Origin of the sequence: Streptomyces sp. NL15-2K (genome assembly GCF_030551255.1) — a bacterium.
Classification (GTDB): domain Bacteria; phylum Actinomycetota; class Actinomycetes; order Streptomycetales; family Streptomycetaceae; genus Streptomyces.
On sequence record NZ_CP130630.1, the window covers coordinates 8,555,001 to 8,568,078 of the forward strand.

Consider the following 13,078-nt stretch of genomic DNA (forward strand, 5'->3'; position numbering starts at 1 on the left):
GTCTGTCTTCGGGTGCCGGCCCCAGTGAACTCCGGATCAATTCCGGGGGTGATGGGTGGCTGGTCGTTGTTTGAGAACTGCACAGTGGACGCGAGCATCTGTGGCCAAGTTTTTAAGGGCGCACGGTGGATGCCTTGGTACCAGGAACCGATGAAGGACGTGGGAGGCCACGATAGGCCCCGGGGAGTCGTCAACCAGGCTTTGATCCGGGGGTGTCCGAATGGGGAAACCCGGCAGTCGTCATGGGCTGTCACCCATACCTGAACACATAGGGTATGTGGAGGGAACGCGGGGAAGTGAAACATCTCAGTACCCGCAGGAAGAGAAAACAACCGTGATTCCGGGAGTAGTGGCGAGCGAAACCGGATGAGGCTAAACCGTATACGTGTGAGACCCGGCAGGGGTTGCGTATGCGGGGTTGTGGGATCTCTCTTTCACGGTCTGCCGGCCGTGGGACGAGTCAGAAACCGTTGATGTAGGCGAAGGACATGCGAAAGGTCCGGCGTAGAGGGTAAGACCCCCGTAGTCGAAACGTCAGCGGCTCGTTGGAGAGACACCCAAGTAGCACGGGGCCCGAGAAATCCCGTGTGAATCTGGCGGGACCACCCGCTAAGCCTAAATATTCCCTGGTGACCGATAGCGGATAGTACCGTGAGGGAATGGTGAAAAGTACCGCGGGAGCGGAGTGAAATAGTACCTGAAACCGTGTGCCTACAAGCCGTGGGAGCGTCGGGCAAGCACTTGTGTTTGTCTCGTGACTGCGTGCCTTTTGAAGAATGAGCCTGCGAGTTTGCGGTGTGTTGCGAGGTTAACCCGTGTGGGGAAGCCGTAGCGAAAGCGAGTCCGAACAGGGCGTTTTAGTAGCATGCTCAAGACCCGAAGCGGAGTGATCTAGCCATGGGCAGGTTGAAGCGGCTGTAAGAGGTCGTGGAGGACCGAACCCACCAGGGTTGAAAACCTGGGGGATGACCTGTGGTTAGGGGTGAAAGGCCAATCAAACTCCGTGATAGCTGGTTCTCCCCGAAATGCATTTAGGTGCAGCGTCGTGTGTTTCTTGCCGGAGGTAGAGCACTGGATAGGCGATGGGCCCTACCGGGTTACTGACCTTAGCCAAACTCCGAATGCCGGTAAGTGAGAGCGCGGCAGTGAGACTGTGGGGGATAAGCTCCATGGTCGAGAGGGAAACAGCCCAGAGCATCGACTAAGGCCCCTAAGCGTACGCTAAGTGGGAAAGGATGTGGAGTCGCACAGACAACCAGGAGGTTGGCTTAGAAGCAGCCACCCTTGAAAGAGTGCGTAATAGCTCACTGGTCAAGTGATTCCGCGCCGACAATGTAGCGGGGCTCAAGCGTACCGCCGAAGTCGTGTCATTGCAGCATGAGCCCCAACGGGCGCTGTGATGGGTAGGGGAGCGTCGTCTGCCGGGTGAAGCAGCCGCGGAAGCGAGTTGTGGACGGTTGACGAGTGAGAATGCAGGCATGAGTAGCGATACACACGTGGGAAACGTGTGCGCCGATTGACTAAGGGTTCCTGGGTCAAGCTGATCTGCCCAGGGTAAGTCGGGACCTAAGGCGAGGCCGACAGGCGTAGTCGATGGATAACCGGTTGATATTCCGGTACCCGCTGTGAAGCGTCAAACATTGAATCCAGTGATGCTAAGCCCGTGAAGCCGTTCCGGACCCTTCGGGGAATGGAAAGTGGTGGAGCCGGTGGCCCGAGCTGGTAGTAGGTGAGTGATGGGGTGACGCAGGAAGGTAGTCCATCCCGGGCGGTGGTTGTCCCGGGGTAAGGGTGTAGCCCGTCATCCAGGTAAATCCGGATGGCACATGGGGTGAGACCTGATGCCGAGCCGATTGTGGTGAAGTGGATGATCCTATGCTGTCGAGAAAAGCCTCTAGCGAGTTTCATGGCGGCCCGTACCCTAAACCGACTCAGGTGGTCAGGTAGAGAATACCGAGGCGTTCGGGTGAACTATGGTTAAGGAACTCGGCAAAATGCCCCCGTAACTTCGGGAGAAGGGGGGCCATGTCCGGTGAAGGGCTTTGCGCCTGGAGCTGGGGGTGGCCGCAGAGACCAGCGAGAAGCGACTGTTTACTAAAAACACAGGTCCGTGCGAAGCCGTAAGGCGATGTATACGGACTGACGCCTGCCCGGTGCTGGAACGTTAAGGGGACCGGTTAGTCCGATTTCGGTCGGGCGAAGCTGAGAACTTAAGCGCCAGTAAACGGCGGTGGTAACTATAACCATCCTAAGGTAGCGAAATTCCTTGTCGGGTAAGTTCCGACCTGCACGAATGGCGTAACGACTTCTCGACTGTCTCAACCATAGGCCCGGTGAAATTGCACTACGAGTAAAGATGCTCGTTTCGCGCAGCAGGACGGAAAGACCCCGGGACCTTTACTACAGTTTGATATTGGTGTTCGGTTCGGCTTGTGTAGGATAGCTGGGAGACTTTGAAGCTGTCACGCCAGTGGTGGTGGAGTCGTCGTTGAAATACCAGTCTGGTCGTGCTGGATGTCTAACCTGGGTCCGTGATCCGGATCAGGGACAGTGTCTGATGGGTAGTTTAACTGGGGCGGTTGCCTCCTAAAGAGTAACGGAGGCGCCCAAAGGTTCCCTCAGCCTGGTTGGTAATCAGGTGTTGAGTGTAAGTGCACAAGGGAGCTTGACTGTGAGACCGACGGGTCGAGCAGGGACGAAAGTCGGGACTAGTGATCCGGCGGTGGCTTGTGGAAGCGCCGTCGCTCAACGGATAAAAGGTACCCCGGGGATAACAGGCTGATCTTCCCCAAGAGTCCATATCGACGGGATGGTTTGGCACCTCGATGTCGGCTCGTCGCATCCTGGGGCTGGAGTCGGTCCCAAGGGTTGGGCTGTTCGCCCATTAAAGCGGTACGCGAGCTGGGTTTAGAACGTCGTGAGACAGTTCGGTCCCTATCCGCTGTGCGCGTAGGAGTCTTGAGAAGGGCTGTCCCTAGTACGAGAGGACCGGGACGGACGAACCTCTGGTGTGCCAGTTGTTCTGCCAAGGGCATGGCTGGTTGGCTACGTTCGGGAGGGATAACCGCTGAAAGCATCTAAGCGGGAAGCCTGCTTCGAGATGAGGACTCCCACCCCCTTTGAGGGGTTAAGGCTCCCAGTAGACGACTGGGTTGATAGGCCGGATATGGAAGCACTGTAAGGTGTGGAGTTGACCGGTACTAATAGGCCGAGGGCTTGTCCTCAGTTGCTCGCGTCCACTGTGTTGGTTCTGAAACCACGAACAGCCCCGTTGCCGGGCCACACGGCGATGGTGTGGCGTTCACAGTTTCATAGTGTTTCGGTGGTTATAGCGTGAGGGAAACGCCCGGTTACATTCCGAACCCGGAAGCTAAGCCTTACAGCGCCGATGGTACTGCAGGGGGGACCCTGTGGGAGAGTAGGACGCCGCCGAACAATTATTCAAAGGGTTGGATCCTGAACTTCGGTTCGGGGTCCAGCCCTTTTTTGTTCTGCGTCACTTGAAGTTCACGTTGCGCAACCACGATCGCCGTATGGGTACTGCTGCAATGCTCAGGGCCGCCGGCGTCGGCATCGGTGACGAGGTTGTCGTACCGGCCTTCGGGAACGCGGACGTCGCCGAGGCCGTGGTCCTGGCGGGGGCGCTTCCGGTGTTCGCCGACATAGACCCGATGACCTACTGTCTGGACGCGTCCGCTGTCGAGGCGGCCGTAACTCCGCGGACGGCGGCTGTGGTTGTCGTACATCGATTCGGTCGGCCGGCCGACATGGTGCGGCTGCTCGGGGTCGGGGAGCGACGCGGGCTTCTCGTGCTCCAGCAGGGGGAGTCCGAGGCGCCGTACGACGAGGTCGCTCAGCGCAGGCAGCGGGCCACCTATCTCGATTCGAAGTTGAGGGGTGTGCGCACACCTGATGGTGGTGACGGGCACACCTATCAGCAGTACGTCGTGCGGGTGCCGGGGAACGGGCGGCCGGATCGGGATGCCTTCGCCCGGGCCGTGCGGGCCAGGGGCGTTGACTGCCGGGTGCCGGTGAAGACGCCTGTGCATCGTCTGCCGGAGTACCGGCGGTGTGTGGCGCTGCCGGAGACCGAGCGGGCCGCCGACGAGACGCTGGCGCTGCCCGTGGACGCCTCGTTGACGAAGCGGGACATGCAGCGGATCGTCGGGGCGTGCAATGCGCTCGGGGGACTGCTCCAGCCGGCCTTTTAGGTTGGAACGGACGGTTCGGAGCAGCCGAGAATTGTGTGTATGATCTATCCCGTCAACCGCGCGGGCGACCGCGAAAAGGTGACAAGCCCCTATAGCTCAGTCGGCAGAGCGTCTCCATGGTAAGGAGAAGGTCAACGGTTCGATTCCGTTTGGGGGCTCCACGAGAAAAGGCCCTCGCCCTTCCAGGCGGGGGCCTTTCGCATGCCTTCCGCGGCCCTGTCAGTCCTTGTGGAGGCCGGGGACCCGCATCGCCAGGATCGCCATGTCGTCGGACGGGGCGTCCTGCGCGAAACGCTCCACCGCGCGCATGATGCGGGCCGCGACGGCGCCCGCCGTCAGGCCCGTGCAGGTCGTCAGGACGTCGGCGAGGCCGTCGTCGCCCAGCATGCGGGTGCCTTCGCGGCGCTCGGTGACGCCGTCCGTGACACACAGGAGGACGTCGCCCGGATCGAGGGTGACCGTCTGCTCGTAGAGTTCCAGGTCGTCCATGACGCCGAGGAGCGGCTGCGGTTCGGCGGCCGGTTCGACCGTGCCGTCCTGGCGCAGGCGGAGTGGGAGGGGGTGGCCGGCGCAGACCACCTTCAGCTGGGCGCTGCCGTCCTCCTGGGGCCACAACTCGCCGTACAGGAGCGTCAGGAAGCGGCTGCGGGCGCCCTCGTCGAGGATCGCGGAGTTCAGGCGCTCCAGGACGGCCGGGCCGCTCAGGCCCTCGCGGGCGAGCAACCTCAGGGCGTGGCGGGCCAGGCCCGTGACCGCCGCCGCGTTCGGGCCCGTGCCGCAGACGTCGCCGATGGCGAAGCCGTACGCGCCGTCGCGGATGGGGAAGAGGTCGTAGAAGTCGCCGCCGACCTCATTGCCCTCGCCGGCCGCGCGGTAGATGACCTCGACCTCCACGCCGTCGATCTCGGGGAGCTCGGGCGGCAGGAGGCTGCGCTGGAGGGACTGGCTGATGGCCGTGCGCTCGGAGTAGAGACGGGCGTTGTCGAGGGCGAGGGCGGCCCTGCGCGAGAGGTCCTCCGCCAACTCCAGGATTTCCTGGCGGAAGTGTTCGTCCGTGGGCTTGCCGAGGGTCAGCATGCCGATGACGCGGTTGCGGGCCACCAAGGGGAGGACCACCGTCTCGCCGCCCACCGCCGAGGCCGTGGCGAGGGTCGGGCCGATGCCCGAGGCGAGTTGGCGGGTGGGTCCGCCGCTGAGGCCGAGGCTGCGCATGGAGCTGCGCAGGGCCGCCTGGTGGGCGGCCTCGCCGGGGGCGGACCAGACGCGGGCGCCGGGGGTGGGGACCGGGTCCGGCGGGGCGATCTTGGAGAGGAGGGACTTGATGCCGTCGATCAGTTCCTCGTCCTCGTGCAGGACGTACGACAGGTACGGTTCCGAGGCCTGGTCGGCGATCGTGTAGACCGCGCACCAGGCGGCCAGGGTCGGGACCGTCATCTGGGCCATCAGGGCGAGGGTCTGGTCGCGGTCCAGGGTGCCGGCCAGGAGGTCGGAGGCTTCGACGAGGAAGCTCAGGGAGCCTCGGCGCAGGCGCTCGAGTTCGCCGAGGCGGGCGGATTCCACCGCCAACGCGATGCGGTCGGCGGCGAATTGGAGGCGCAGAGCCTCTTCGTTCGAATATCTGCCCGGGGCCTCGGCCGCCACGCCGAGGGAGCCGGTGAGGCGGCCCTCGACCTTCAGGGGGACCGTGACGACCGAGCGCATGCCGGTGCCGCTCAGCAGCGGCACGGCGCCTGGTACGGCGGTGAGGTCGTCGTGGACGGCGGGCATGCGGGCCGAGCCGTAGCGGCCGGGACCCGCCTCGACGGGGACGCGGGCGAAGCGCTGGCGGGCGGAGGGCAGGCCGGTGGAGGCGCGGACCTCCAACTCCGTTTCGTCGTCGGTCGCGAGGAGGAGGAAGGCGGAGTCGCCGTCGAGCATGTCGCGGGCGCGTTCCACCGTGCGCTGGAGGAGGCCGTCGAGGTCGTCCGGGGCAGGAGAGCCGATGAACACCTCGAAGGGGTCGGCGCTCTGGCCGTCGGCACCTGTGTTGGTGTCGGAGGCGGGGACCCGCAACGGGGTCTGCAGCACGGCCCGTTCGTGGTCGCGGACGAGGAGGCAGACCGTGGAGGGCTCGCCGGCCGTGTCGCGGACGCGGAGGTGGGAGGCGTACACGGAGATGATGCGGCCGTTGGCGTCCCTGATGCCGTAACTGCCCTCCCAGCGCGAGAGTTGGAGGGCCTCGGCGATGCCCGTGCTGGTGCCGGGGGTGTGCGGCCAGGCCGCGAGGTCGGTGAGCGGTTTGCCGATGACCTGTTCGTTGGCGTAGCCGAAGAGTTCCTCGCCGTCCTCGTTCCAGGCGGTGATGGCGCCCGTACGGTCGATCTGGACGACCGCGACGCGGACGCGGCCGTCGGCGAGCGGGAGGAGGTCGGCCGGCAGGGACGGGCCCGCGGCGCGGGTGCCCACGGGGCGCTCGGGGAGTGCGAGTTGGAACCAGACCTGCTTATGGGTGGGCGTGTACTCGACACCCCAGCGGCCGGCGAGGGCGGCGCAGAGCTGGAGGCCGCGACCGCCCTCGCGGTCGGGGCTGCCCATGTTGACGGCTTGACCCTGAAGGGGGATTTCGCGCTCCGGATACCGGTCGGCCACCTCGATCCGTACGCCGTCGTCACTCCGTAGGCACAGCACGTCCGCGGATGTGCCCGCGTGCACCACGGCGTTGGTCACGAGTTCGCTCGTGAGGACGACGGCGTCATCGATGATGTCGGCGAAGCCCCAGCCCTGGAGGGTGTCGCGGACGAAGGAGCGGGCGCTAGCGACCGATCGCCCGACGGGCTCGAAGCTGGCGGCCGCGCGCGCGGTGATCACAGAACTCCTCGACCGGTTGTCGACGTGCAGGGCTGCCTGGCCGACCGGCTCTTGCCGCTGCTGCGGCAGGCCGCCCGTCGGCCGGGGGTCCGGGGGCTGTCCCCCGGGGATCAGTCCGGTGGTCATGTGTGCGGCCGCCTCCGATGCCCGCTCGTGCTCGTGCCACCGCCCAGGCCGGACGGACCGGCGCGGCTGGACAGCCGCATGCAAGGTTACTTACCTTCCCCGTCCATGCGGATGCCGGTCTGCAGTGTTTCCATCCGGAGGGTGTGCGGACGATGTGCGAAGCTGCCGAACTGTTATGGCCTGGTTCAGGCAGGGTGAAACACTGGGCAAGCTTCTGGTGAAGGTACTGGCAGGCTGAGTGTGGTTCGCCCGCGGTGGGCAGCAGCGCCCTGGTGTGGCCTGATATAGCGGGCATGAATACGCAGTAGTAACTGGTACGCCGAGCAGTAGTACCCGACACAGCAGTAACGGTCGACCCCTGCGGGAGGGACACAGTGGAGTCTGGCGCAGCGACGCGGGGCACTAAGACGCGCGCGAAAGGCGGACAGTCCCCGAGTAACCAGCGCAAGACGCGTGGCGGGACCACCGCGGTGGATACGGCTGCCCTGAACCGACTGATGGTGGCTCTCGTGGCGATGCGCGACGGGAACTTCCGAAAGCGGCTCACGGTGTCCGGGGACGGCGTGATGTCGGAGATTGCTGCCGTTTTCAACGAGGTGGCGGACCGCAATCTTCATTTGACGGGTGAGTTGGCGCGGGTCCGGCGCATGGTGGGGCGTGAGGGAAAGCTCACAGAACGGTTGGAAACGGGCCCCTCCGAGGGCTCGTGGGCGGCCGCCATCGACAACTCGAACGCGCTGGTGGACGACCTCGTGCGGCCCGTTTCCGAGGTCAGCCGGGTGCTGTCCGCGGTGGCCGAAGGTGATCTGTCGCCGCGTATGGAGCTGCGGACACAGACGCCGGAGGGGCCGGGGCATCCGCTGCGCGGGGAGTTCCTGAAGGTCGGACGGACCGTCAACAACCTGGTCGACCAGCTGTCGACGTTCACCGACGAGGTCACGCGCGTGGCCAGCGAGGTCGGTACCCAGGGCAAGCTGGGCGGGCAGGCCCGGGTGCGCGGTATGTCCGGTTCGTGGAAGGATCTCACCGAGTCCGTCAACACGATGGCGTACCGGCTGACGGCTCAGGTGCGGGACATCGCGCTCGTGACAACGGCGGTCGCCAAGGGTGACTTGTCCCGGAAGGTCACGGTTCATGTCGAAGGCGAGATGCTGGAGCTGAAGAACACCGTCAACACGATGGTGGACCAGCTGTCGTCGTTCTCCTCCGAGGTGACCCGGGTGGCCCGCGAGGTCGGGGTCGAGGGCGAGCTGGGCGGTCAGGCGCAGGTGCCCGGTGTGGCCGGTGTGTGGAAGGACCTCACCGATTCGGTGAATCTCATGGCCGGCAATCTGACGGCCCAGGTGCGCGGGATCTCGCAGGTGACGACCGCGGTCGCCAGCGGCGATCTGTCGCAGAAGGTGACGGTGTCGGCGCGCGGCGAGGTCGCGCAGCTCGCCGACACGATCAACCAGATGACCGAGACGCTGCGGACCTTCGCCGACGAGGTCACGCGCGTGGCCAACGAGGTCGGTGCCGAGGGACGGCTCGGCGGGCAGGCGAACGTGCCGGGAGCGGCGGGGACATGGAAGGACCTGACGGATTCCGTCAACACGGTCTTCCGGAACCTCACCATCCAGGTGCGGGACATCGCCCAGGTGACGACGGCCGTGGCCAGCGGTGACCTGTCGCAGAAGGTCACCGTCGACGTGGCCGGCGAGATGCTGGAGCTGAAGAACACCGTCAACGGGATGGTGGACCAGCTGTCCGCGTTCGGCGCCGAGGTCACCCGCGTGGCCCGGGAGATCGGCGTCGAGGGTGAACTGGGCGGCCAGGCCCAGGTGCCCGGTGCGGCCGGTACGTGGAAGGACCTGACGGACTCCGTCAACACCGCGTTCCGCAACCTCACCGGACAGGTGAGGAACATCGCCCAGGTGACCACGGCCGTGGCCAACGGCGACCTGTCCCAGAAGGTCACCGTGGATGTCTCCGGCGAGATGCTCCAGCTGAAGAACACCGTGAACACGATGGTGGACCAGCTCTCCGCGTTCGGCGCCGAGGTCACGCGCGTGGCCCGGGACGTGGGCACCGAGGGCCGGCTGGGCGGTCAGGCCCGTGTGGACGGCGTCTCCGGCACGTGGAAGGAGCTCACCGACTCCGTCAACTTCATGGCGGGCAACCTCACCTCGCAGGTGCGGCAGATCGCCCAGGTGACGACGGCGGTGGCGCGGGGTGACCTGTCGCAGAAGATCGACGTGGACGCGCGCGGGGAGATCCTGGAGCTGAAGAACACCCTCAACACGATGGTGGACCAGCTCTCCGCGTTTGCCGACCAGGTGACCCGGGTGGCCCGCGAGGTGGGTACGGAGGGCCGGCTGGGCGGTCAGGCACAGGTTCCCGGTGTCGCCGGTGTGTGGCGTGACCTGACCGATTCCGTGAACGGCATGGCGGGCAACCTCACCGCCCAGGTGCGCAACATCGCGCAGGTCGCGACGGCGGTGGCGCGGGGTGACCTGTCGCAGAAGATCGATGTGGACGCGCGCGGGGAGATCCTGGAGCTGAAGAACACCCTCAACACGATGGTGGACCAGCTGTCGAGCTTCGCCGACCAGGTGACGCGGGTGGCGCGCGAGGTGGGCACGGAGGGCATCCTCGGCGGCCAGGCCGAGGTGCAGGGTGTCTCCGGCACCTGGAAGGACCTCACGCAGTCCGTGAACTTCATGGCGAACAACCTGACCATCCAGGTGCGCAACATCGCCGAGGTCACGACCGCGGTCGCCAAGGGAGACCTGTCGAAGAAGATCACCGTCGACGCGAAGGGCGAGATCCTCGAACTCGTCAGCACCGTCAACACGATGGTGGACCAGCTGTCCTCCTTCGCGGAGCAGGTGACGCGGGTGGCGCGCGAGGTGGGTACGGAGGGCATCCTCGGCGGTCAGGCCCACGCGTCGGGCGTCACGGGCATCTGGAAGGACCTCACCGACAACGTCAATTTGATGGCCAACAACCTCACCGTGCAGGTGCGCAACATCTCCCAGGTCGCGTCGGCGGTCGCCAACGGTGACCTGACGCGGACGGTGACGATCGAGGCGCGCGGCGAGGTCGCGCAGCTCGCGGACACCTTCAACACCATGGTGAAGACGCTGAGTTCGTTCGCCGACCAGGTCACCAAGGTGGCCCGCGAGGTGGGCACGGACGGCATCCTCGGCGGTCAGGCGCGCGTGCCGGGTGTGGCCGGTACGTGGAAGGACCTCACCGAGTCCGTGAACCAGATGGCGTCCAACCTGACCGGTCAGGTGCGCAACATCGCCATGGTGACCACGGCGATCGCCAAGGGCGACCTGACCAAGAAGATCGACATTGACGCTCGCGGCGAGATTCTTGAGCTCAAGACGACGATCAACACGATGGTCGACCAGCTGTCGTCCTTCGCCGAGGAGGTCACCCGAGTCGCCCGCGAGGTGGGTACGGAGGGTCAGCTCGGCGGCCAGGCACGCGTGCGGGACGTCGACGGCACCTGGCGCGACCTCACCGAGTCGGTGAACGAGATGGCCGGGAACCTGACCCGGCAGGTGCGCGCCATCGCGCGCGTGGCGACCGCGGTGACCCGTGGCGACCTCAACCTGAAGATCGACGTGGACGCCTCCGGCGAGATCCAGGAACTTCAGGACTACATCAACAAGATGATCGCCAACCTGCGCGACACCACGATCGCCAACAAGGAGCAGGACTGGCTCAAGGGCAACCTGGCCCGTATCTCCGCGCTGATGCAGGGCCGCCGCGACCTCGAGGACGTGGCCTCCCTCATCATGAGCGAGCTGACACCGGTGGTGTCCGCGCAGCACGGCGCGTTCTTCCTGGCGATGCCGCTGGTCGACGGCAAGGACATGAACGCCGAGGGTGAGGACCAGTACGAGCTGCGGATGCTGGGGTCGTACGCCTACTCGATGGGGTCCATGCCGACGTCGTTCCGGCCGGGGGAGGGACTGATCGGGACGGCCGCCATGGAGAAGCGCACGATCCTGGTGGAGAACGCGCCCAGCGGCTATCTGAAGATCTCCTCGGGGCTCGGTGAGGCGCCGCCCGCGCAGGTGATCGTCCTTCCTGTGCTGTTCGAGGGCAAGGTGCTCGGTGTCATCGAGCTCGCCTCCTTCACTCCCTTCACGCAGATCCAGAAGGACTTCCTCAACCAGATCGCCGAGATGATCGCGACCAGCGTCAACACCATCTCCGTCAACACCAAGACCGAGGTGCTGCTGAGGCAGTCGCAGGAGTTGACCGAGCAGCTGAGGGAGCGGTCGGAGGAGTTGGAGAACCGGCAGAAGGCCCTCCAGGCGTCCAACGCCGAACTTGAGGAGAAGGCCGAGCTGCTGGCCCAGCAGAACCGCGACATCGAGGTGAAGAACACCGAGATCGAGGAGGCGCGCCAGGTCCTGGAGGAGCGCGCCGAGCAGCTCGCTGTATCGATGCGCTACAAGAGCGAGTTCCTGGCCAACATGTCGCACGAGCTGCGTACGCCGCTCAACTCGCTGCTGATTCTGGCCAAGTTGCTCGCCGACAACGCGGAGGGGAACCTCTCCCCGAAGCAGGTCGAGTTCGCCGAGACGATCCACGGGGCCGGCTCCGACCTGCTCCAGCTGATCAACGACATCCTCGACCTGTCGAAGGTCGAGGCGGGCAAGATGGACGTCTCCCCGACGCGTATCGCGCTCGTCCAGCTCGTCGACTACGTGGAGGCCACCTTCCGCCCGCTGACCGCGGAGAAGGGCCTGGACCTGTCCGTACGGGTGTCGCCGGAGCTGCCGGCCACCCTGCACACCGACGAGCAGCGGCTGCTTCAGGTGCTGCGCAACCTGCTGTCGAACGCGGTGAAGTTCACCGACTCCGGGGCCGTCGAGCTGGTCATCCGGCCCGCCGGCCGGGAAGTGCCGGCAGGGATCCGGGAGCAGCTGCTGGAGACCGGTTCGCTGCGTGACCCGGATGCCGACCTGATCGCGTTCTCCGTGACCGACACCGGCATCGGTATCGCGGCCAGCAAGATGCGGGTGATCTTCGAGGCGTTCAAGCAGGCGGACGGTACGACGAGCCGCAAATACGGCGGTACGGGCCTCGGGCTGTCGATCTCGCGGGAGATCGCGCAGCTGCTCGGCGGTGAGATCCACGCGCAGAGCGAGCCGGGACGTGGATCCACGTTCACGCTGTATTTGCCGCTGCATCCGAGCGAACTGCCGCCGCAGGGCTATCAGCAGCTGGTGCCACCCGCCCTGGAGGCCGGGGACCTGATGGTGTCCTCGGGTCTGCCCGAGCTGCCCGAGGCGGAGACGCCGGCCGAGGTGAAGTCGTACCAGGAGACGCAGAACGGCGCGGCCGCGCTCTTCCGGCGCCGCCGCAGGCCTGTGGCGGAGATCGAACAGCGCCCCGCGCAGGCGGAGCAGTGGCCGGCCGCGGAGCAGCAGGCGGCGCCGAAGTCGCGCCGGGGCATCCGCTTCGGCGGGGAGAAGGTGCTGATCGTCGACGACGACATCCGCAACGTCTTCGCGCTCACCAGCGTCCTCGAACAGCACGGGCTGTCCGTCCTGTACGCGGAGAACGGCCGCGAGGGCATCGAGGTCCTGGAGCAGCACGACGACGTCGCGGTCGTCCTGATGGACATCATGATGCCCGAGATGGACGGATATGCGACGACCACGGCGATCCGCAGGATGCCGCAGTTCGCCGGGCTGCCGATCATCGCGTTGACCGCGAAGGCGATGAAGGGCGACCGGGAGAAGGCGATCGAGTCGGGCGCCTCCGACTACGTGACCAAGCCGGTCGACCCCGATCACCTGCTGGCGGTGATGGAGCAGTGGATGCGTGGCGAGTGACGGGAACGGTCGGGCTTTGTTCGGGCTTCGTGACCATGTGGCGGGAACCTT

The 13,078-nt window shown here is 65.6% G+C and carries 3 protein-coding genes, 1 tRNA gene and 2 rRNA genes; 5 read left to right on the forward strand and 1 reads right to left on the reverse strand.

Annotation, left to right across the window (positions count from 1 at the left end; genetic code table 11):
• The first annotated feature begins 102 nt into the window (after positions 1-102).
• The 4 genes from Q4V64_RS38480 (at position 103) to Q4V64_RS38495 (ending at position 4,372) form a co-directional block, all read left to right on the forward strand.
• A 23S ribosomal RNA gene (locus Q4V64_RS38480) occupies positions 103-3,224 on the forward strand.
• Positions 3,225-3,318: 94 nt separating this feature from the next.
• Positions 3,319-3,435, forward strand: a 5S ribosomal RNA gene (gene rrf / locus Q4V64_RS38485).
• A 113-nt stretch (positions 3,436-3,548) separates the two neighbouring features.
• Complete coding sequence (locus tag Q4V64_RS38490; RefSeq protein WP_124438816.1) at positions 3,549-4,211, forward strand: DegT/DnrJ/EryC1/StrS family aminotransferase; 663 nt, start codon at positions 3,549-3,551, stop codon at positions 4,209-4,211.
• Between the two features lie 85 nt (positions 4,212-4,296).
• Positions 4,297-4,372: transfer RNA gene (locus tag Q4V64_RS38495), tRNA-Thr, on the forward strand.
• 58 nt (positions 4,373-4,430) lie between these two features.
• Here the strand turns inward: Q4V64_RS38495 and Q4V64_RS38500 are convergent.
• Positions 4,431-7,184 (reverse strand): SpoIIE family protein phosphatase, encoded by a 2,754-nt coding sequence (locus tag Q4V64_RS38500; RefSeq protein ID WP_124438804.1) that lies wholly within the window; start codon positions 7,182-7,184, stop codon positions 4,431-4,433.
• Between the two features lie 374 nt (positions 7,185-7,558).
• Here Q4V64_RS38500 and Q4V64_RS38505 point away from each other — a divergent pair, with 374 nt between their 5' ends.
• Positions 7,559-13,027, forward strand: coding sequence for a HAMP domain-containing protein (locus Q4V64_RS38505; protein WP_124438802.1), 5,469 nt, complete (start codon positions 7,559-7,561; stop codon positions 13,025-13,027).
• Positions 13,028-13,078 lie beyond the last annotated feature (51 nt).